Raw genomic sequence first — 21,714 nt, forward strand, 5'->3', positions numbered from 1 at the left:
TCATTCACGGGAATATCCGATTTTCAAACGGCGAGAAGATCGCGCGGACGGATTTGAACAGGGACGAAAAACATGGCAACCACAACGCCACTCTCGGGCAGCGAATTTCAGATCAATACTTACACGACGCTTTCACAAAGCGGAGCCTCGGTCACCGGCCTGCCCGATGGCGGTTTCGTGGTTACCTGGGAATCCAACGGCCAAAGCTGGGACCCGATCAACCTAACCGGGGGTGATTTCAGTATTTACGCGCAGGTCTTCGACGCCAACGGAACGGCGCGCGGCAGCGAGTTTCAGGTCAACACGGTTTCGTCTCTTCAGCAGATAATGCCCGCGGTCACCGGCCTGTCCGATGGCAGTTTCGTGATTACCTGGGCCTCCAGCGGCCAAACCTGGGACCCGATCAACCTAACCGGGGGCGATTTCGGGATTTACGCGCAGCTTTATGACGCCAACGGAACGGCCCAGGGCAGCGAATTCCAGGTCAACACCTACCAACCCGACGACCAGATATTCCCCTCGGTTGCGGGCCTGACCGGCGGCGGCTTCGTGGTCACCTGGACTTCTTATGACCAGGACGGGGATGCCTCCGGCATCTACGGTCAGGCCTACGCAGCCAATGGGACGGCGCAGGGCAGCGAATTCCGCATCAACACCTATACGACGGATGCGCAGGACATGCCCTCCGTCACCGGCCTGACCGACGGCGGTTTCGTGGTCACCTGGTCCTCCACCGGCCAGGATGGGGACTTCGCGGGCATCTACGGTCAGATCTACAACGCTGACGGCACGGTGCAGGGCAGCGAATTCCACGTCAGCACCTTCACCGCGAATGCGCAGGACCATTCCAGCGTCACCGGCCTGACCGACGGCGGTTTCGTGGTCACCTGGATGTCGGAATTGCAGGACGGGTCCTTCGCCAGCATTTTCGGTCAGGTCTACAATGCCGACGGCACGGTGCAGGGCGCCGAATTCCAGATCAACACCCACACGACGGATATGCAGGATTATCCCTCTGTGGCGGGCCTGTCTGACGGCGGCTTCATGGTGACCTGGGAATCCGCCAATCAGGATGGCTCCTTCTCCAGCATCTACGGCCAGGCCTTTGATGCCGACGGCACGGCGCGGGGGGACGAATTCCGCGTCAACACCTATGCGACCGATGCACAGTCTCAGGCCGCCGTCGCGGGCCTGTACGGCGGCGGGGCCGTGGTGGTCTGGGATTCCTATGGTCAGGACACCAACGACAGCTTCGGCGTCTTCGGTCAGCTTCTGCACTGGAACGCACCCCTCGAAGGCACCCCGGCCATTACCGGCACGGCGGAGGAAGACCAAACGCTCACCGCCGACATCTCGGGCCTGACCGACGCGGACGGGGTGGCCAGCACCGCCTACCAGTGGCTGCGCGATGGCACGGCCATCTCCGGCGCCACCAATGCAAATTACACATTGACCCAGGCGGATGTCGGCGCGGCGATTTCGGTGCGGGTGTCGGTTACCGACAACGCTGGCACCACGGAAAGCGCGACCAGCGCCGCAACCACCGCTGTCACCAATGTCAACGACGCCCCCACCGGCACGGTCACCATCAGCGGCACTGCGATCGAGGACCAGACCCTCACCGCCTCCAACACCCTCGCCGACGAAGACGGGCTGGGCACCATCTCTTACCAGTGGCTGCGCGATGGTGCGGTCATCTCCGGCGCCACCAATGCAAATTACACATTGACCCAGGCGGATGTCGGCGCGGCGATTTCGGTGCGGACGTCCTATACCGACGGCTATGGCACCGCCGAAAGCGAGACCAGCGCCGAAACCGCCGCTGTCGCCAACGTCAACGACGATCCCACCGGCACGGTCAGCATCAGCGGCACCGCGACCGAGGAACAGACGCTCACCGCCTCCAACACCCTCGCCGACGAGGACGGGCTGGGCAGCATCACTTACCAGTGGCTGCGCGGTGGCTCGGACATTTTCGGCGCCACCGAGGCAACCTACACCCTGATCCAGGAGGATGTGGGCGAAAGAATCTCGGTGCGGGCGTCCTATATCGACGCTCAGGGCGCCGTCGAAAACGAGACCAGCGCCGAAACCGCCGCTGTCGCCAACGTCAACGACGATCCCACCGGCGAAGTCACCATCACCGGCACCGCGGCCCAGGGCGAAACGCTCACCGCCTCCAACACCCTCGGCGACGAGGACGGGCTGGGCAGCATCACTTACCAGTGGCTGCGCGGTGGCACGGCCATCACCGGCGCCACCGGTGGAACCTATACCCTGACCGCCGATGACGTGGGTGCGGAAATCTCGGTGCGGGCATCCTACACCGACGGGCAAGACACCCAAGAAAGCGTGACCAGCGCCGCAACCGATACGGTTGCCGGGCCAAACAACCTGCCCACCGGTGAAGTCACGATCGGCGGCATCACCAGCGAGTTCCTGGTCAACACCACCACGGAAGGATCACAATTCTTTGCATCCGTTACCGGGCTGTCCAGCGGTGGTTTCGTCGTGACATGGCAGGATGACCATACGAGTAGTGTCATCCGTGGGCAGCTCTATCATGCCAACGGGACGCTCCAGGGCGACGAATTCCAAGTCAATACCAACACATCCGGTCAAATAAGTCCTTCGGTCACGGACCTGACCGATGGTGGCTTCGTGGTAACCTGGGTCGCGCGACCTCAAATTGCATCCACTCATCCGTATGGTGTTTTTGGTCAAACCTACAATGCGGACGGCACACCGCGTGGCGGCGAGTTCCAGGCGTCATCGACCTTAGCGGCGGAGACCTCTGTAACGGGCCTGCCCGATGGCGGATTCGTGGTGACCTTCTCAACGGGTGTTGACATCTTCGCTCGATCTTATAACGCCGATGGCACAGCGCAGGGGGAAGAATTCCAGGTTGCTGCCGGCTCCTTCGGCTTCGGCTCTTCCATTCGGGCATCATCGCCATCGGTCACAGCGCTCTCCGATGGCAGCGTCGTGGTGGCATGGCAAGAAATCGACACGGGCAATATGGCAAACGGCACCATCCACGCGCAGGTCTATAGTGCCGAGGGAGTGCAACTAGGGAATGAATTCCAAGTCGGCACCCGTGCAGCAGGCGCCCAACAAACCCCTTCCATCACAGGACTGTCCGACGGTGGCTTTGTTGCTACCTGGAGTTCCCAAGCTACGTTCGGCGGCAGTCATATCTTTGCGCAAGCATACGCCGCCGACGGGACGGCACGCGGCACAGAATTCGAAGTGAATGCAGGTGTGGGGGCAATGCGCTCCAACCCTTCGGTGACGGACTTGCCTGACGGTGGGTTTATGGTGACCTGGAGCGAAAACTACATCATCAAAGGGCAGAGCTATAACGCTGACGGGACAGCGCGGGGAGATGTGTTTCTAGTAGAAATGAACTCCAACGGCGGAGAGTTTCTAGAGTTCCCCTCTGTCGCGCAACTCAACGATGGACAGTTCGTAGTGGCTTGGCATTCCCGCCAGCTAGGCGGGGACACAAGTGACTCAATTGAAGATTCGAATGGCATCTACGCCCGGATTTTCGAATTGGGCGAGACCTCGGACGACACCCCTACCGCCGTCACCTTCGCGGAAGTCGGCGAGACGCTCAGCGCGGATACCTCCACCCTGGCGGATGCGGACGGATTGGGTGAATACAGCTACCAGTGGCTGCGCGACGGTGTCGCCATTACCGACGCCACCGATGAAACCTATACCCTGGCCGCGGAAGACGTGGATGCGGCGATTTCGGTCCGGGTGTCTTATACTGACGGGCATCAGGTCGATGAAAGCGTGACCAGCGTTGGCAGTTTTGACGTTGTCGCCGCTCCGGCCCAGGAGCTTGAGGGATCGGATTCCGGCGATACCCTGCAGGGCGGCAGCGGCAATGACACGCTGGACGGCGGGGACGGCAATGACATCGTGATTGGCGGCAGCGGCAACAACCTGCTGTTCGGCGGCAATGGCAACGACAACGCCTTCGGCGGGACCGGTTCGGACCTGCTGGCCGGCAATGCCGGCTCTGACTTCGTTCACGGCGGGGGCGGCATGGATACCGTTCAGGGCGGGGGCGGAAACGACACGGTGGCCGGTGGGGGCGGCGATGACTTCGTGTTCGGCGGCGGTGGCAACGACATCGTGGCAGGCGGCAACGGCAGCGACCACGTGTCAGGCGGGCTTGGCAACGACAGAATTCTTGGCGGGACAGGTGGCGATACAGTGATAGGAGGAGCTGGCAACGACACTATGGCCGGCAATCACGGGTCTGACTCGCTAGATGGCGGGCAAGGTGGCGATATCCTCTACGGCGGCGACGGGTCCGACTTACTGCTCGGCGAAGCAGGTGACGATTCCCTCTGGGGCGGTGGCGGAGCTGATACCTTGGAGGGTGGCAGTGGCGCTGACAGCTTCTGCTACGTAGGCAGAGAAAACGAAGGAAGCGACTGGATTCTGGACTATGATGCTGCCGAAGGCGATGTTCTGGTGTTTTATGATACCGGAGCAGATCCGAACGGAGCGCACATCGATCAGTTCCAGGTCAATTTCGAAGAAACCGCAGGCAGCGGACAGGCCGGCGTCCAGGAGGCATTTGTCATCTACCGTCCCACCGGGGAAATCCTGTGGGCACTGGTCGACGGCGCGGCCCAGGACAGCATCAATCTGCAGATCGGCAGCCACGTCTACGACCTGCTGGCTTAAGCTCGCGAAGCGGCACGGCGGTTCGCAACCGCCGTTGCCGACCACCGTCGACGCGCCCATGGGAACGGGAACCGGACAGCAATCCGGGTCTCAACCGGGGGGCTGTCGCTTCAACGGTCTTCTTCCCACGCCTCGTCCGCGCGGCGCAGCAGGGTGTAGATCTGCAGCGCCCGTCCGGTCAGCGGACGTTCCAGTTCGCCCATCACGTCGGTTTCCTGCGCCAGATGGGCGGCCACCTCTTCCAGTTCCACCATCGTCGCGCCGCTGTTTTCGATCTCGACGATCATGTGGTCGTTGATATCGCCGAACAGGCGCTTCACCTCGTCATGCGTGATTGCCATTCCGTCACTCCGTTTCTGTTTCGCTTTCGGCCGGGGCCGCAATGTCGTTGATCACCTCGTCGACGCCCAGGATGCTCCAGGCGTCCACCTCGGCCATGTGGCGTTCGGCCGGGCTGCGCACGGCGCCGGTCAGCCGCACCACCCGGCCGCGCACGCCGACCCGGATCTGGGTGTCGTCGACGTAAGGATCGCGGTCCAGCACGATCCGCACCGCTTCCTCGATCCGGATCGGGGCGTCTTCCTCGGGCGGGGCGGGTTGCAGGCTGTTGACCACGTCGCGCACCCCCGGCACCCACCAGGCCATCGCCCCCGCCAGCCGCTGTGACACCAGCCCCGGCACCGCGCCGTTCAGGATCACCACGCCGTCATGCACTTCGAAATCGATCCGCCCGCGCGGGGTGTCCGTCGGGCCGGACACCTGGGCGAAGACCGGCGCCTCTGGCCCATCGCCGCGCCCGGCCTCGAAGATCGCGAAATCGCGGAAGGCCGGTTCTTCGCAGTAGAATTCGCGCAGGTGCTTGTAGATGTCCCGGTCCTTCATATAGGCGGCGGGCGCAACCCGTATCCTATCGACCACCGCGCGCACCCGATCCGGCGCCACGGCCAGTTCCAGCGCGCGTTTCTTGGCGGCGATGCTGTCCACCTCGGCCATGACGATCAGCGCACCGTCCGATCCGAACTCCATGCTTTCGGGCAGGAAATCCGGTCCCAGGCGCGGGTCGTTCGCAAACGCGTCCTGGATGACCTTCAGAAGCTCTTGATCGTCCATCTCCGATCCTCCTTGCCTTAAACCATAGGCACAGCCCGCCGTGCCTGACTTTGACTCACCTCAAGGCGCCCAGGCGCAGCATTGGCAAAACTCGCCGCCAAGGAGGTCGCCGTTATGGCAGGTGAAACCGGACCACCAGGTTGGAGCCATTTCCCGCATCAGGGCGATGTGGGCGTGCGCGGAATCGGGCGCGACATGGCCGAAGCCTTTGAAAATGCAGCACGGGCGATGACCGAGGTCGTCGCACCGCTAGACACGATCCGCCCTGCGCAAAGCGTCACCGTCAGCTGCCGCGCCGCCGACCCGTCGATCCTGCTGCTCGATTGGCTGAACGAGGTGATCTACGCCATGGCGACGCGTTCGATGCTGTTCAGCGATTTCCGCGTCGGCATCGAGGGCGAGGCGCTGGTCGGCGAGATGCGCGGCGAACCGGTCGAACCGAAACGGCACGAACCCTCGGTCGAACCCAAGGGCGCGACGCTGACCGAGTTGCGCGTCGAACAGCGACCCGACGGGCTGTGGCTGGCGCAATGCGTGGTGGATGTCTGAAAGGGGGGCGCCGTGGACCCGACGACACTGGAACAGATTTCCCCTTACGAATGGCAGATACCGCCAACCGGCGACATGCGTGTGTCGGCGGTGATCATCGCCGACGAGGACCTGATCAGGGGGATGGACGAAAAGGTCCGCCAGCAGATCACCAACGTGGCCTGCCTGCCCGGCATCGTGCGCGCCGCCTATGCCATGCCCGATGCCCATTGGGGATACGGGTTCCCCATCGGCGGGGTGGCGGCCTTCGATCCCGATCAGGGCGGGGTGATTTCGGCCGGCGGCGTGGGGTTCGACATATCCTGCGGCGTGCGGATGCTGGCGACTAATCTGACCGCCGCCCAGATCCGCAGCCGGCAACGGGACTTCGCGCATGAAATGTCGCGCTCGATCCCCGCCGGGGTCGGCAGCCGCGGGCGCATCCACCTGGACGATGCCGGGATGGACGACATGCTGACGGGCGGTGCCCGCTGGGCGGTGACCGAAGGCTACGGCACGGTCGAGGACTTGGAGCGGATCGAGGAACAGGGCCAAATGGCGGGCGCCACGCCCGGGGTGGTGTCGCCCAGGGCCAAGCGACGCCAGCGCGACGAGATGGGCACGCTGGGATCGGGCAATCACTATCTCGAAGTGCAGGAAGTCACCGATATTTTCGACGATGCCGCCGTGCGTGCCTATGGGCTGAGCCCCGGTCAGGCGGTGGTCACGATCCATTGCGGATCGCGCGGGCTGGGCCATCAGATCGGCACCGAATACCTGCGAGAAATGGCCCTGGCCGCGCCGGGCTATGGCATCATCCTGCCCGACCGCGAACTGGCCTGCGCGCCGATCAATTCGGAACTGGGGCAGCGCTACCTGGGCGTGATGCGGGCAGGGATCAACTGCGCGCTGGCCAACCGGCAGATCCTGACCCATCTGGCGCGCGGCGTGCTGGAACGGTTCTTTCCCGGCTGCCAGGCGCCGCTGCTCTACGACGTGTCGCACAACACCTGCAAGGAAGAGCTGCACGAGATCGACGGTGAGCAAAAGCGGTTGTTCGTGCATCGCAAGGGCGCGACGCGCTCCTTCGGGCCGGGCATGGGCAATATGCCCCCGCCGTTGAACAAGGTGGGCCAGCCGGTGCTGATCGGCGGCAGCATGGGCACCGAATCCTGGGTCCTGGCGGGCGATGAAAGGTCCGAGGCGGCGGCGCTGAGTTCCGCCTGTCACGGTGCGGGCCGCGCGATGAGCCGCCACCAGGCCGCGCGGACATGGACCGGCCGCGGCGTCCAGGACGAACTTGCCGCGCGCGGCATCATCGTCACCAGCCCCTCACGCCGGGGCATCGCCGAAGAAGCGCCCGGCGCCTACAAGAACGTGACCCGGGTGGTGGAAAGCGCCGAACGGGCGGGATTGGCCCGCCGGGTGGCGCGGCTGGCACCGCTGGTCTGCGTCAAGGGATGACGGGAAACCGCAGGCGCGGCGGCAGGTGCTGCTGACGGTTCATTTCCCGATCAGCCCGCGCGCGCCGCCCGCGATCAGCAGCGCCACGTCCTTCAGCGCGGCAAGCGGCGTCACCCCGGGCGGCACGGCGACATAGCGCGGGCGCCATTCGGGTTGGAATTTCTGCTTGAAGCCGCGCAGCCCCTCGAAATTGTAGAACGCCCCGCCGTGGCGGAACAGGATCGCCCCGAACCGGTTCCACAGCCGCGCGCCCTTGCGCGCCTCGAGCCCGGCAAGCGGCGCCATGCCGAGGCTGAATTCCTGTGCCCCCGCATCGCGGAAATGGGTCATCGCCTCGATGAACAGGAATTCCATCATGCCGCTGGCCTCCTCGGGCAGATAGCGCATCAGGTCCACCGCGACCCGCGACCCGTCGCCGGGGGCCAGGATATTGGCGAAGGCCAGCGTCCGGCCCTCGCGCCGGACCAGGGCGATGGGAAAATTCTGCAGGTAGTCGACATCGAAACGGCCGACGGAAAACCCCTTTTCCCGGCCGACCTTGTCGCCCATCCAGGAATCGGAAATTGCCCTGAGATCGTCGATCAGCGCAGGCGCGTGCGGCGGTAGGGTCACGGAAAATTCCAGCCCCTCCTTCAGCGCCTTGTTATGGGCCGCGCGCATCTTCTTGAACTTGCTGCCGGACAGCGAAAACTCCGGCAGGGGCACCACCGCCTCCTCGCCGATCTTCTGCAGCGAAAATCCCATCTCGATCCACAGCGGCAGGTAGCGCCCGCTGACCTCGTAAAGCACCGGGTGCGCGGCGTTGTCATAGGCTTCTTCCCAGAACGCCCAGGCCAGCGGACCGATCGCCGCCTCGGGCCCCACCGGATCGGCATAGGCGACCCAGCTCTTGCCCTGCACGGCATATGCCAGGAAGGCATCCCCGCCATCGCCGAAAAACAGCGCCTTGTCGCCGGACAGCGCCAGGCAGGCCTCGGGCGGGTTCTGCCCCTCGATGACCGCCCTTGCCTTGCCCAGGGCGTCGGGGTCGGGCAGCCTTGTATGGGTGCGTGCGGGCTGCACCGCGAACCACACCGTCGCGATCAGCAACAGCGACGATCCCGCCAGCCCGGCGCGCAGCGCCCGCGGCGTGTTGGCGGTGCTGGAAAACTCGGTCCACAGGCTGGCCGAATAGGGCGTCGCCTCGTGCATGAAGAAGAAAAAGGCGGCAGCGCTCAGCACGATCGCCGTCACCAGGATCAGCCAGCCGGGGCTGAGCGCCACGCGGGTCAGCCGGGCCGAACGGTAGAATTCGCGCCGGAACGGCCCCAGCAGCGCCGCCGCCCCAACCAGCAGCAACGCGCTTTCGACGTCGAGATGGTTGAGCAGCGACGCCACCGCGCCGGCGATAAGCGCCGCCCCGGTCAGCCAGAACGCGCCCGAGATGCGCCGCGCGAGCCCTTGGCTGAGGATCAGCAGCAACGCCCCCAGCACCGCCGATAAAAGCGCCCCGCCCTCGAACAGGATCGCGGCCAGAAGGTCCTGCGGATCGACCTCGTTTGGGCGGACCGAGGGCATCAGCGCGATCAGGAACAGATAGACCCCGATGGCAAAGGCGGTCACCCCGGCCAGCGCGGGCGCGGCCGAGGTGGCCGAGATCAGTACCGGGCGCAGCTGGTCTGGCACGTCGCCCAGCAGCCGGGTCACCATACCGCCCGCCAGTCGCGCTTCGTTCAGCGCGACATAGGCCAGCGCCAGCGCGAAGGGCACCAGGTAATAGATGATCCGGAACAGCAGCAGCGCCGCGGCCACCTGATCGAGCGGCACACCCGCCGGCATCGCCGCGATGATGACGGCTTCGAACACGCCGACCCCGCCCGGCACGTGGCTGAGCACCCCCGCCATCGACGCCCCCGCGAAGACCGCGAGAAAGGTCAGGAAATCCGGCGCGCCTGCGGGCAACAGGACGTAAAGCGTCAGCGCCGCCATCGCGGTATCGGCCAGGGTGAAACCAAGCTGCCCGAACAGGATGCCCGGGCTCGGCGCGGAAATCTCGGCACTGCGGATGCGCAGGGTCCTGCCGGTCACCGACAGCCAGCTCAGCAATGCCAGCAGGCCAAGCGCGCCGATCGCCGCCCAGGGCCGGATGGTTTCGGGCATGACCGGCAGGATGCCTTCGAGCGCGTAAGGGTGAAGCGCCAGCGCCGCCAGCCCGATCACGGTGATGCCGACCCCGAAGGCCAGCGCCACGAAGGTCGACACGCTGGCCACCTCGAAGGCGTTCAGCCCGAAGGCGGAATAGATGCGATAGCGCACCGCCCCGCCCGAAACGACGCTGATGCCGATCGTGTTGCCGAAACTGTAGCCCAGGAACCCGCCCACCGCGACGACGCGCAGCGGCACCTGCTTGCCCAGGTAACGCATCGCCGACCAGTCATAGCCGATCAGCGCGCCATACGCCGCCGCGGTCGCGGCGAAAGCCGATAGAAGCGCCCCCCAGGGGGTGGCGCGGACCTGCGCGACCACATCCGCCGCCTTGACCGGTTTCAGCAGGTGATAGAGCGCGAAGACACCAAGCGCGAAAAGCCCAAGGCCAAGAACCACCGGCAGGATGTGGCGCCAGCGCGCCATACGCTGAAGGTGTTCGGCGTCCGCTGCCGTTGTCTTCTCCACGCCCCGACCTCCCCCGTCTGTCGCCACCGCAAATCGCGCAGCCTGCCCCTGTCTCCTTCATTGACGCCACCGCGGTCAAGAGAGAGCAGCAGAGCGACAGGCGAAGACACGCCGTGCAAATCGGCGGATGCGCCGTCGAGCGGGACGCCGGTCGCGGCATCGTATTCGTTCTCGGCGAAGCTCGGCGCTGCGAGGAGGACGATGAGACTGGAGAGGAGGAAGAAGGCGATCCTGGTCGTCATGGTCCGGGTCCTTGGTTTGTTGCCGATGGCTGGGGTCTGCCCGCGGCGGAAAGCTGCCGTAAATCCGGTAGATGGAAACGGGTGCCCGATCCCGGTCGGGACAGTGCCGGAATCGGGCAAGGCGACCAGAGTCTCCGAATGGGGAACAGGGAGGCAGGTCCGGCCGCGGGACGGTTTGGCACAAGAGCGACGCCAACCGTCCGGATCACATGTCGCAGGTATCCCCGATGGCGCCCGCGGCGCCGTTTCAGGACAGGGAAATCGCGCAGGCGCCCGGAACCTTGGCGGCAGGCGCCTTCACGCCCAACGCCGAGGCCGAGCCGCTGCCCAGCCCGACAATCATGGCGCCCGCGGTGACGGTTGCGCCTGCGCCCAGCAGGGCCGTGATCAGGGTCAGGCCCAGGTTCTTGACGGATTTGTTCATCTCATTTCCTCACTCGGATAGTTCGGCGCTCACCGAGCGCGATGCGGGGCTGTTCATGGCTGGGCTTGCCGTCCGCTGACTGCGGTTTCATGCGCCTTTGGCCCTGAACGCCGTCTGATTAGTCGAGCAGCGCTCACCGGGTATTGACCGGTCGTGTCAAAGCATTGACCCGGCGCGTCAAAGCGTGTGAGTAATCATCACGGAACCGTGATTGAGGTCCGGCCGCGGAGGGATGGAGAGGTGATTTCGGCACTCTACGCCAGAAAGCAGATCAAGGAGGCCGTGAAGGTCAAGGATACCGCGCGGCTGTACAGCATCGTCGGCCTGGACCCGGATCAGCCCGAGAACCCGGCGGACATGGTGTCTGCGGGCGATTACCATACCCTGCTGGAAACCATCGCCGACAGCGAATGGCCCGACTTGCGGTTCCACATGCGGGTCTGCGCGGGGATGCGATGCGAAGACTTCGGCGCCTTCGGCCTGGCCTTCAAGGCGGCCCCGACGCTGCGCCACGCCTTCCAGCGCCTTGGCCGCTACACGCGGCTTCACAACCAGGTGTCGACGTTCAGCTATGTCGATCGTGACGGGATCTTCTGCTGGACCCACGAAAAGCCCTGCTCGGACCGGCTGGGCGCGCAGCTGGCGAACGAAGCGGCGATGGCGACCACGCTGACGCTCAGCCGCGAGAACACGATGCAGGGGCTGACCCCGCTCAGAGTACAATTCGCGCATGAGCGCGGCGGCTCGACCGAGGCGCTGGCGGAGCATTTCGGGATCGAACCCGTCTTCGGGGCCGAGATCGACGGCATGCAATTCGCGCTTGAGGACGTCGACCGCGCCACATCCGTCGGCGACCCGGCGATCTGGAAATTCTTCAACGACCATCTCGAAACCACCCTGCCCGCAACCGGGGAGGCGGAACCTGTGCTGGAGGCGCAGGTGGTGGAGGAAATCACCAAGCTCCTGAGCGGCGGCGTACCGCAACTGTCCGAGGTCGCGGCGGCGCTGGCGATGGGGCCCCGCACCCTGCAACGGCGCTTGTCGGACCAGGGCAAGACCTATCAGGAGCTGGTGAACGACGCCCGGCGTCAACTGGCGCAGCAGCTCGTCTCGGAAACGCGCTATTCGCTGTCCGAGATCGCCTTTCTCACCGGCTTTTCCGAACAGAGCGCCTTTACCCGGGCCTTCAAGCGCTGGTCGGGCCAAACGCCGGGCGCTTACCGTTCGTCAGCGCCTTAAACCCGGCTTTTGCACTCAACTCCCTGTCGTCCCGTCCCAGAGGGGCGGCGGCCCATGCGCGGACCGTATCGGTCAGCTGGCAGATGCCGGGACCCGGATCAAAGAGACGCCGATCGCCCCGAACCAGAGGATCGCGCCCAGTCCGAACAGCGCACCGGCCGCATCCCCGACCGGCGGGACCAGCGTGGCGAGCCCCGCGATCCCGGTCAGCAGACCTAACGCAGCCAGAGGGCGGGCGATCACGGAAGCGAAACCGGCGGACAGGCTGATACAGGCGATCCAGGCCCCGCCGGCGATTTCGTTGCCGCCACCAAGGCCAAGCTCGACCGCATGCAGGACCGACCACAGACTGGCCGCAGCGACAGGATCGTCGGCATAGAGATGGGCCGCGCGTTCCACCGCTACATTCGCGACCATCCCCGCAGCGAGAACGAGCCCGCCCCAGATCAGGCCGATGGCCTGCGCCACCGCGCTCCAGCCCGGCAGCAGGGGCCGCAGACGCATGCTCAACGCCACCACCAACACGATCAACGCCAGCGCATTGAAGATATAGATCATCGTGTTCCACACGATCATCACAGCGGGTTTGGCATGAATGAAAGCGGCCACCGCGGCGGCATCGATCCGATCCGTGCCGTAGCCAAGCGGGGCCAGCAGGGTGAGAAGCAGGGCAAAGCCCATCACATAGGTCGCGGCACAGGTCAGCGCGGCGACCCCGCCGCTTCGTGAGAGTGTCATCTAGGAGCTCCGTTTCGGCCGGCGTCAGCCGGTCTTGACCTGCTCGGCGAAATAATCGGCCAGGTGGCGGGTGCCGCGGCGTTCGCCGACCATGTCCATCGCCATCGCGCTCAGGAAGAATTGCGCCGGGCCGTGAATGCGCCTCGGGGTCAGCCAGGGCAGCAGCCGCAGGGCAAGCCTGCGCAATCCGTCGGGCAGATGGGTCAGGCGCGCGGGGCGCTCCAGCGCGGCAAAGGCAAGGCGGGCGATTTCGTCATGGGTGAACAGCTGCGGCCCGCCCACGTCCAGCCACGCGGTGCCGGCATCGGTCGCCTGGGCGGTGACGGCGGCCAGATCGGCACCGTGGATCGGGTTGATCCGGTGATCGCCCGCGCCGAACAGCCAGACACGCCCGGATTTCGCCATCGACAGGAAATCCCCCATATCGGAAAAATACCCCGTCGGGGCGATCACCGTTTCGGCGATGGGCGATGCTTGCAGCGCATCGACGAAATCGGCCTTGGCGGCAACCAGCGGCACAGGGCGCATCCGGTCGGCGTTGAGAACGTGCACATAGGCAAAGCGCGCGACATTGGCGCATTCGGCTTCGCGCAACAGGTTCAGGTTCGCATGGTAGTCGACGTCGCGGTAGCTCAACCCGTCGGCCTGCCGGGTGATCCCAAGCGCCGACACCACCAGATCGACCCCTTCCATGATCCCGGCAAGCTGTTCGGCACAGGTCGCCTCCGCCTCGACAAGCGTATCGGCGGCCAGCCCGGCCGCCCGTGAGCCATTGCGAACCAAGGCGGTGACGTGCCAGCCGCGCCGCTGATATTCGGCGCAAAGATAACGGCCCAGGTAACCGGTGGCGCCGGCGATCAGAACGATCTGCATAGCTGTCCCTTTCACTTGGGATCACCCGACAGGATCAAGACGGCAACGGCGGTCAGGCTCATGCCCGCCCGGGCCCCAGAACATGTGCTCTGGGTCCCGGTCAGCAGGACATGGAGCGCCTCGAAGCGGCAACGGCAGCGGATCGCGGGGTTCGGCATCAAGGTATCTCCGGTCCTATCCGCGCTCAGCCGACCACGTGGTGACCGCGGCCGCGCAGGCATTCGATGACGATGGCCTTGCGCCGGTCCGCCGCGTTGGTGGCGCCGGCCACGCCGCCCGCCAGTACCCCGGCGATCGCGCCGCCAAGCGCCGAGCCATCGTCATCCGCCGCGCCCAGAAGCGCCCCGGCCCCGGCGCCCAGAATGGCGGCCCCGGCGGTTTCCTGATCGAACTGGCGCTGGTCGCGGGCCAGCGTCTGGCAGGAGCTCAAATCGCTCTGGAAGGCGGCGGTCGGCGCGCCGTCCAGTACCGGCGTGTAGCCCGCGCCAGTGTCGGAACAGGCCGCCAGCAGAGCGCCTGCGCTCAGTACTCCAAAAATTCGGGCTTTCATTGTCATGTCCTCATGCATCCATTGTGTTGCACGGGACATAGACGGTCGCGCCGCCGACCGGCATGACCGCAGGTATCACAGTCTTGACCTCTGGTGCCAAAGACAGGGCTTACGCGCTCACGCCGCCCTGTCGCGAAACGCCGTCGGGCTTTGACCGGTCCAGCGCCGGAACGCCCGGACGAAGGAAGAGGCTTCGGAGAAACCCAGAAGATAGGCGGTCTCGTTGACCGAGACCTTGCGCGCCGTCAGGTAGTCGCGGGCCATCCGGTGGCGCAAATCGTCATGAATCTCGGCGAAGGTCACGCCTTCTTCCTTGAGCCGCCGATAAAGCGTCTGGCGGCTCATGCCCAAGGCGCGGGCAACCTTGTCCATCGAAAGCGACCCTGCATGCAGATCGGGCAGGATCTGCGCCTCAATCCGGGCCCGGATCGTGTCGGAGCGGCCGAGTTCCGCCAGAAGCGCATCGGCATGGCGGGTGAACACGCCGAAGGCATAGGCATTGCCCGGTTCGAACTCGGTGTCTTCGCTGATCCAGACCGGATCGATCCGCAGCGCATTGCGGGTCGTGCCGAAACGCACCGGTACCTGGAACAGATCGGGATATTCCGCCACATGCGGCGGCGGCGGATAGGTCACATCCATTTCCAGCGCAAAGGTCTGATCGGGGAAGGAGCGGCGAAATTCGCTGATGAACCGCGCGAAGGACGCCTCGAGCCCGATATAATCCGGCCCGAAGACCGGCAGATGATCGACGATCCAGACCTCGCCCACCGCTTCCAGCAGTTCGAACCGGTCCTGCCCGGTCAGCCCCTCATTTTCGGCCATCAGGTGCAGGTAGCGGTTGAGCTGCTGGATCGAATGCGCCAGCGACGCGGAGGAATGCACGATCTGGCCGACCACCGACATCGTTTCCAGCCGCGATTCCAACGTGTGGCGCAGCAGGATCGCGGTATCGCCCGTCGCCTCGATCGCAGCCCCAATCAGCGCCTGGTAGGCAGTGACCGGCACCCGGTTGTCCTGATCCGAAAGGTCTTCGGCCTTCAGGCCGCAGGCAGTCAGAAGCTGTTCGCGCGACGCGCCCCTGTCGGACACGTAGTCAAGCAGGGCTGTCACGAAGCCCGCCGCCATCATTGGCTGAGACATGAAAATTCCCTTTTGCACAATCCGGCGCGACCATAAGCCAGAGCGCCGGTCTAGCGAAGCCCTTAGCGACACCTGTATAACGAGAATCGTCCGGCGGCCGGTACGCCCTGTCCAAACGCAAAGAAAGCGCCGGACGGCGCTTCGCAAGGTCTCATATTTTCGGAAGAATTGGATTTGGTCGCGGCCGTTCGCCGGACCGGTCGTTGCCGGGCGGTCCATCGATCCTGCCGCGCACCAACCGCAGGGGCAACACTTTCCCTCCGCACCAGTGGGGCGCGCGGAACTCGACGCGCGCCCCATCTAGTATCGTGTCCTGATCGGTCTGGAATACCCGGACCTACCTGCTCCGAAGCACGCCCCACACGACCACCGCCGCAATCGCGGCCGCGATAGCGTAGGTCGCGCCATGCGGGTGCAGATGACCGACCTGATGGGCCACCTCATGCGCCGAGGCGGCCGCCGGAATAACAGCGAATGCGGCCAGCAGAAGTTTTGTCATTGATCCATTTCCTTTTTACGTGACAGGAGGAAGTCGCGGATATCGAGCGTCGATTTTTCATCCATCGACACGTAGATCAGCGCCATGTTGGTGCGTTCGCGCACCATCTCGCCCGGGTAGGGCAGATAGGAAAGTTCCCGCGATCCGAAGGACGGCGAGGCGGTGCCCACCTGCCAGTCGGTCTTGAGCTCCACATCCACCAGCTTCAGCACCTTGGCGCCACCCGCGCCGGGGCGTTCAAACGGAACCCCGGCGAGCTTGAGATAGGTGGTCTTGTCCTTGGCCTGCAGGAACCCGTCGATGAACTGCGTGGCGAGGACCTGAAGGTCCGCCGCCTGGTCTTCGCCGTGCATGTGGGAATGCAGGTGGTCGGAATGGGAATGATTGTGACCTGCCCCGTGCGGGGCATGGTCGTGGTGGTGATGATCGTGGTGATCGTGATGGTGGTGGTGATGATGATGGCCGTGCGGCCCGTGATCATGTGGCATTGGACCACCTCTTGCCTTCGAATTCGCCATGCGGAATCGAAACCGGCTTGTCGATGAACTTCTTGTGCGCCCCCATCTTGCCGTTCGACACCAGCGCGCCCAGCACGTCGACGATGACCCGGGTGCCCATCAGCGCGGTGATGTCCGAGGTGTCGTAGGGCGGCGAAACTTCCACGAGTTCCATGCCGCAGATGCCCTCGGCGGCGATCCCCGATGCCAGCGCCAGCGCCTCGCGCGGCAGGAAGCCGCCCGGTTCGGGCCAGCCGGTGCCGGGCACGAAGCCGCAATCGATGCTGTCGATGTCGAAGGACATGTAGACCATGTCGACCCCGTCCCAGGCCATTTCCAGCGCCATCTCGATGGTCTTGTCGACGCCCATCTTTTCCATGTCGCCCATGGTGATGATGTTGGTCTGGCGTTCGCGGGCGACCTTCACCGCCTCGCGCGGCACCTGCCAGCCGCCGATACCGATCTGGACCAGGTTCTTGGCCGGCACGTTGGGCATGTTGGTGGCGTGGAACCACGGCGTGGTGTGCATCCGCTCGTCGAGGTCCTTTTCCTGGATGTCAGCGTGGCGGTCGAAGTGAACGATGCCGATCTTCTTGCTGGTGCATTCGGCGATGCCGCGCACACAGGGGAAGCCGATCGAATGGTCGCCCCCGATCATGATCGGCAGCGATCCCGAGCTGAACACGTGCGACACGGCGCGGCTGATCTGGTCGAAGCTCTTTTCGATATTGGCCGGGATGGTGAACACGTCGCCCGCATCACACAGCGTCATCTGTTCGCGCAGGTCGACGCCGATTTCGTAGTTGTAGGGCGTGTAGAGCGCCGAGATCTTGCGCACCCCCTGCGGCCCGAACCGGGTGCCGGGGCGATAGGTGGTGCCGCCGTCGAACGGGATGCCCAGCACGGTGGCGTCGTAATTGGCGACTTCCAGCACATCCTCGGCATAGGGCGCTTTGAGGAAGGTGTTGATACCGGCGAAATGCGGCAGTTCGCCCCGCGCGAAGGTCGGGATCGATTTGTCCTCGATGGTGTCGGCGCCGGTCAGGCCCATGCGCAGCGCCCAGCGGCGTTCCTCGTTCAGACGGTCTTCGGGCAGGTCGCCTTCAATCTGCATCGCCCTCCAGCCTGCCAGCTTGGTCAGGTCGGGATGGTGAAACCGCTTCTCCTCGCGGCGCTGATCCGCCGGATGGTGCGAGCGTCGCCGCTCAGTTGGGTCGAAGAACATGTGTCTCCTCCTTTATGGTCTGGTAAGGAAAGCCGCCATTCCTGGCGTCGAAATCGTAAGTGATGGTGGCGCCATAGGCGCTTGGGTCGTGCGGGTCCCAGCGGGGCTTGTCGAAGACGATGACCCGGTCGCCCAGCTTGAACCCTTCTTCCAGGTCGTGGGTGACCATGAACACGGTCATGCCGGTCTCATCGCGCAGCTCGGACAGGAAATCGTGCATCGACAGCCGCGTGCCGGGGTCGAGCGCGCCGAAAGGTTCGTCGAGCAGCAGGATGCGCGGGCGGGCGACGAGCGCCTGCCCGATGGCCAGCCGCTGCTGCATCCCGCCCGACAGGGTGGCGGGGTAATTATCGGCGACGTGATCCAGCCCGATCCGGGCCAGCGTTTCGTCGGCGCGGTCGCGGGCGGCCTTTTTCTCCGCCCCCCAGAACCGCCCCCACGGGCGGCGGAAGCTTTCACCCGCGACGATGTTGTCGCGCACGTTCAGGTGCGGGAAGGTCGAATAGCGCTGGAACACCACGCCGCGTTCCAGCCCCGGTTCGACAGCAGGCGGGTTGCCATCGACAGTGATCGAACCGCGGGTCGGCGTTTCCTGCGCCAGCAGCATCCGCAGGAAGGTGGATTTGCCGCAGCCCGAGGCGCCGACGATGGAAATGAATTCGCCCTCTTCGACCTCCAGGTTGACCCGTTCGAGGATCGGGCGGCCGTCATAGAACTGGAACACGTCGCGGACGGATACGAAGCTCATAGCGATGCCTCCGTCCACGGGAACAGTTTTTGCGACAGTTTCTTTAGCAGCCAGTCGAGGGTGAAAGCCAGCAGGGTGATCCACAAAACGTAGGTCAGGATCACGTCCATCGCTAGGTAACGGCGCACGATGAAGATGCGGTAACCAAGGCCAAGGTCCGATGCGATCGCTTCGGCCGCGATCAGGAACAGCCATGCCGGGCCCAGCGACAGCCGCACCGACTGGATCAGCCGCGGCAGAACCTGCGGCAGCGCCACGCGCAGCGCGATGGTGGCGGTCGAGGCGCCCAGCGTTTCCGCCTTCACGATCATTTCGCGCGGGATTTCCAGCGTGCGCTGCGACATGTCGCGGATCAGGAAGGGCGTGATGCCGATCACGATCAGCACCACCTTGGACACCTCGCCCAGCCCGAACACGATGAACAGGATCGGCAGGATCGCCAGCGGCGGGATCATCGAAATCACCGCGACGAAGCCGGAAAACATCGCCCGAAGATGCGGCAGCAGCCCGATCAGCAACCCGAAGATCAGCCCCGACAGCGCCGACAGCATCACCCCCAGCCCCAGCCGTTGCAGACTGATCGCGGTGTCGTGCCACAGCAGGATGCGGCCCGACCGTTTGTCGGGTTCGGTGAACAGGCGCTCGGCGGTCGCGGCGATCTTCGACGGTGCCGGCAACAGCTTGTCCGCCGGGTTTTCCGCCAGCCGGATGTCCGACCCGACGGAATAGGCGATCAGCGCCAGCACGAACGGCACCATCAGAAGGAACAGCGCAAACGGCCTGCCCGGTTTTCGGTTGATCAGACGCATCGGGTCAAACGGGCCCGGCCAGCAGGGCAGCCGGGCCCCCTTTCACATCAAAGCGCGCCGTCGGCGGCCATTTTCATGAAAGTCGTGTCGTAGCGGAACTTCACGTTGCCCGCGTCGCCGGTGGTCGACCCGTCGGGGTATTCGACGCCGACGAAATCGGGCGACGGGGCGCCTTCGCCCAGGATGCCCTTGTCGAACAGGAACTGCGCCACGTTGGTCATGGTGGTTTTCAGCTCGCCGCCTTGGGTGAAGCTGACCGCCTCGGCCGGATCATAGAACATCGCGGTCGATGCCAGCTGCGCGTCGTAGCCAGCCAGATCGGTGCCCGACGACTCGGCCATCGCTTCGCGCGCGGCCTTGCCTTCGGGCGTGTCCGACGACATCAGCGTCATCACTTCGTACCAGGCCCCCGCCATCGCCTTGCCGAAGGCCGGGTTGTCCTTCAGCGTTTCGGTGTTGACCACCATCAGGTCGATGATTTCGCCCGGGATTTGCGAGCTGTCGAAGATCTTGGTCGCGTTCGGATCTTCGAGGATCGAAGATACCAGCGGGTTCCAGGTCACCACCGCTTCGACATCCGGGGTGGCGAAGGCGGCGATCATGTCGGCGTCCGAGGTGTTGATGACGCCGTTCAGGTCGGCCTCGCTCAGGCCGACGCTGTCCAGTCCCCGCGCCAGCAGGTAATGCGACACGCTGAGTTCGACCAGGTTCACCGGCTTGCCGGCGAGCGTTTTCAGATCGCCCTCGCCCTTCAGGATCACCGCGTCGTTGCCGTTGGAAAAGTCGCCCACGATCAGCGCCGTGGTATCGACGCCGCCGCCCGAGGGGATCGACAGCGTATCCATGTTGGTCGCCGACACACCGTCGAAGGCGCCCGCGGTATATTGGTTGATCGACTCGATATAGTCGTTGATCTGAACGATCTCGACATCGATGCCGTATTTGTCGGCCCATTTGTCCATGATGCCGCTGTCTTCCAGGTAGCCCCAGGGCATCCAGCCGACATAGATCGACCACGCGACCTTGAATTCGGTTTTTTCTTCGGCAGCCAAAGGCGCCCCGATCATGGCCGCCATCATCGACGCCGCCAGTACGCTTCTTAAGAACATAGAAAGTCTCCCCGTCTTGGCATTGAGCAATGTCGGCCATTCGCCCGCTGGAGGTTCGCATAGATTAAGCGCGGACAAGCCGACGCAGTAATCTCCCGGGATTTTCCCCCGCCGTGTACCCGCGCGGAGTTGGCCACGCCGGCGGCATCTCTCGGACCTGTCCCCGTTGCCGATCCTGCGATCGGTGGGCGGAACCCTAGACACCCTGCATTCATGAGCGTGGCAAAGCTTCCTCGCTACGGACACAATTTTGCTGAAAAAGGGAAAGCTCCCCGATGAAGGTGATCAATTGTTAATCATCCAAGCGCGCCTTGATGCATTTATTTGCGAAAAATCACCCCAAAGGGCCCATCTGTCCTAAGCTTCCCCCATGACACTTCCTGTTGCTGACCCCTGGTATCGCACCGAATCCCTTGATCCGCGGCTTTGGCTGATCACCGAACCGCATGTGCATCCGATCTTTTCGGCCAACATGCATCTGGTGCTTGGCCGCGACGCCGACCTGCTGATCGACAGCGGCATGGGCATCGCGCCGCTGCGCCCGGTCGTCGATGCGATCCGGCCCGATCCCGGCAAGCCGGTGATCTGCCTGTCGACCCATACCCATGTCGACCATATCGGCGCGGCGCATGAATTCGAGACCCGCCTGGTGCATCCGGCGGAAGCGGATGAGCTTGCCGCCCCTTCGCCCTATTCGCTGAAAAGCGCCGACATCCCGGCGCCCCTGGCCGCGATGTTCACCGAATCCGGCTACGATCCCTTGTGGGACTATCTGGTCGATGCGGTGCCGTCGGCCGATTACAACCTGTCCGCCTATGCGATCCCGCCCGCCCCGGCCACCGGGCTGGTCGAGGACGGCGACATGATCGACCTTGGCGACTGGCAGGCCGAGGTGCTGCACCTTCCCGGCCACTCGCCCGGTCAGATCGGATTGTGGCACGAAGAAAGCGGCACCCTGTTCGGGGCCGACGCGATCTATGACGGGCCGCTGATCTTTGCCGGTGCGGGGATGAGCATGGCGGATTATACCGCGACGTTGAAACGGCTGCGCGACCTGCCGGTGAAAATCGTGCATGGCGGCCATGATCCGGCGTTTGGGCCGGACCGGCTACACCAGATCATCGATCACTACCTGGCTCTTTGGGGTGCCGCCTGAC

At 64.6% G+C, this 21,714-nt stretch carries 19 protein-coding genes and 1 riboswitch; of the genes, 5 read left to right on the plus strand and 14 right to left on the minus strand.

All coding sequences use genetic code 11. The features are described from left to right. The first annotated feature begins 72 nt into the window (after positions 1 to 72). Entirely contained in the window at positions 73 to 4,707 is a 4,635-nt protein-coding gene (locus GR167_RS13300) for a calcium-binding protein (RefSeq protein ID WP_160974156.1), read from the plus strand. A gap of 110 nt (positions 4,708 to 4,817) precedes the next feature. Here GR167_RS13300 and GR167_RS13305 read toward each other — a convergent pair whose 3' ends face one another. Together GR167_RS13305 and GR167_RS13310 are read right to left on the minus strand one after the other, a co-directional pair. Then, the gene (locus GR167_RS13305; RefSeq protein WP_160974157.1) at positions 4,818 to 5,048 is read right to left on the minus strand and encodes a hypothetical protein; all 231 of its coding nucleotides are present in this window, start codon (positions 5,046 to 5,048) and stop codon (positions 4,818 to 4,820) included. 4 nt (positions 5,049 to 5,052) lie between these two features. Further along, a complete protein-coding gene (locus GR167_RS13310; protein ID WP_160974159.1) occupies positions 5,053 to 5,817 on the minus strand; it encodes a BON domain-containing protein in 765 nt (254 codons plus the stop codon). 114 nt (positions 5,818 to 5,931) lie between these two features. Between GR167_RS13310 and GR167_RS13315 the strand changes: the two genes are divergently transcribed. Continuing rightward, on the plus strand, positions 5,932 to 6,366 hold the full coding sequence (locus tag GR167_RS13315) for an archease (RefSeq protein ID WP_160974161.1): 435 nt from the start codon (positions 5,932 to 5,934) through the stop codon (positions 6,364 to 6,366). 12 nt (positions 6,367 to 6,378) lie between these two features. Continuing rightward, positions 6,379 to 7,809: an RtcB family protein gene (locus GR167_RS13320; protein ID WP_370741313.1), complete on the plus strand. Its 1,431-nt coding sequence runs from the start codon at positions 6,379 to 6,381 to the stop codon at positions 7,807 to 7,809. A gap of 39 nt (positions 7,810 to 7,848) precedes the next feature. On the opposite strand, the gene mprF is transcribed toward GR167_RS13320, so the two are convergent. Continuing rightward, on the minus strand, positions 7,849 to 10,461 hold the full coding sequence (gene mprF, locus GR167_RS13325; protein ID WP_370741314.1) for a bifunctional lysylphosphatidylglycerol flippase/synthetase MprF: 2,613 nt from the start codon (positions 10,459 to 10,461) through the stop codon (positions 7,849 to 7,851). A gap of 489 nt (positions 10,462 to 10,950) precedes the next feature. Then, positions 10,951 to 11,127: a hypothetical protein gene (locus tag GR167_RS13330; protein WP_160974163.1), complete on the minus strand. Its 177-nt coding sequence runs from the start codon at positions 11,125 to 11,127 to the stop codon at positions 10,951 to 10,953. Positions 11,128 to 11,367: 240 nt separating this feature from the next. Here GR167_RS13330 and GR167_RS13335 point away from each other — a divergent pair, with 240 nt between their 5' ends. After that, positions 11,368 to 12,366 carry an AraC family transcriptional regulator ligand-binding domain-containing protein gene (locus GR167_RS13335; RefSeq protein WP_160974165.1) on the plus strand — a complete coding sequence of 333 codons (999 nt, stop codon included), beginning with the start codon at positions 11,368 to 11,370 and terminating at the stop codon, positions 12,364 to 12,366. A 72-nt stretch (positions 12,367 to 12,438) separates the two neighbouring features. Here the strand turns inward: GR167_RS13335 and GR167_RS13340 are convergent, their stop codons facing one another. The 10 genes from GR167_RS13340 to GR167_RS13385 form a co-directional block, all read right to left on the minus strand. After that, complete coding sequence (locus tag GR167_RS13340) at positions 12,439 to 13,104, minus strand: DUF4386 family protein (RefSeq protein WP_160974167.1); 666 nt, start codon at positions 13,102 to 13,104, stop codon at positions 12,439 to 12,441. 24 nt (positions 13,105 to 13,128) lie between these two features. Further along, positions 13,129 to 13,977, minus strand: coding sequence for an SDR family oxidoreductase (locus tag GR167_RS13345; RefSeq protein ID WP_160974169.1), 849 nt, complete (start codon positions 13,975 to 13,977; stop codon positions 13,129 to 13,131). Positions 13,978 to 14,161: 184 nt separating this feature from the next. Continuing rightward, positions 14,162 to 14,527: a glycine zipper family protein gene (locus GR167_RS13350; RefSeq protein WP_160974171.1), complete on the minus strand. Its 366-nt coding sequence runs from the start codon at positions 14,525 to 14,527 to the stop codon at positions 14,162 to 14,164. A 117-nt stretch (positions 14,528 to 14,644) separates the two neighbouring features. Next, on the minus strand, positions 14,645 to 15,670 hold the full coding sequence (locus tag GR167_RS13355) for an AraC family transcriptional regulator (RefSeq protein WP_160974173.1): 1,026 nt from the start codon (positions 15,668 to 15,670) through the stop codon (positions 14,645 to 14,647). A gap of 337 nt (positions 15,671 to 16,007) precedes the next feature. Next, the gene (locus tag GR167_RS13360) at positions 16,008 to 16,169 is read right to left on the minus strand and encodes a hypothetical protein (protein WP_160974175.1); all 162 of its coding nucleotides are present in this window, start codon (positions 16,167 to 16,169) and stop codon (positions 16,008 to 16,010) included. Then, on the minus strand, positions 16,166 to 16,657 hold the full coding sequence (locus GR167_RS13365; RefSeq protein ID WP_160974177.1) for a hypothetical protein: 492 nt from the start codon (positions 16,655 to 16,657) through the stop codon (positions 16,166 to 16,168). Before GR167_RS13365 ends, GR167_RS13360 begins: the two co-directional genes overlap by 4 nt. Continuing rightward, a complete protein-coding gene (locus GR167_RS13370) occupies positions 16,647 to 17,891 on the minus strand; it encodes an agmatinase family protein (RefSeq protein WP_160974179.1) in 1,245 nt (414 codons plus the stop codon). The genes GR167_RS13365 and GR167_RS13370 overlap by 11 nt, the downstream gene beginning before the upstream one ends. Next, positions 17,872 to 18,639, minus strand: coding sequence for an ABC transporter ATP-binding protein (locus tag GR167_RS13375; protein WP_160974181.1), 768 nt, complete (start codon positions 18,637 to 18,639; stop codon positions 17,872 to 17,874). Before GR167_RS13375 ends, GR167_RS13370 begins: the two co-directional genes overlap by 20 nt. Next, entirely contained in the window at positions 18,636 to 19,448 is an 813-nt protein-coding gene (locus tag GR167_RS13380; RefSeq protein ID WP_160974183.1) for an ABC transporter permease, read from the minus strand. The genes GR167_RS13375 and GR167_RS13380 overlap by 4 nt, the downstream gene beginning before the upstream one ends. A 47-nt stretch (positions 19,449 to 19,495) precedes the next feature. Beyond that, entirely contained in the window at positions 19,496 to 20,557 is a 1,062-nt protein-coding gene (locus GR167_RS13385; protein WP_160974185.1) for a putative urea ABC transporter substrate-binding protein, read from the minus strand. 90 nt (positions 20,558 to 20,647) lie between these two features. After that, a riboswitch (guanidine-I (ykkC/yxkD leader) is annotated at positions 20,648 to 20,768 on the minus strand. Between the two features lie 159 nt (positions 20,769 to 20,927). On the opposite strand from GR167_RS13385, the gene GR167_RS13390 reads away from it, so the two are divergent. Then, positions 20,928 to 21,713: an MBL fold metallo-hydrolase gene (locus tag GR167_RS13390; protein WP_160974187.1), complete on the plus strand. Its 786-nt coding sequence runs from the start codon at positions 20,928 to 20,930 to the stop codon at positions 21,711 to 21,713. Position 21,714: the final 1 nt, after the last annotated feature.

It is taken from the genome of Thalassovita mangrovi, from assembly GCF_009857745.1.
Lineage (GTDB): Bacteria > Pseudomonadota > Alphaproteobacteria > Rhodobacterales > Rhodobacteraceae > Thalassobius > Thalassobius mangrovi.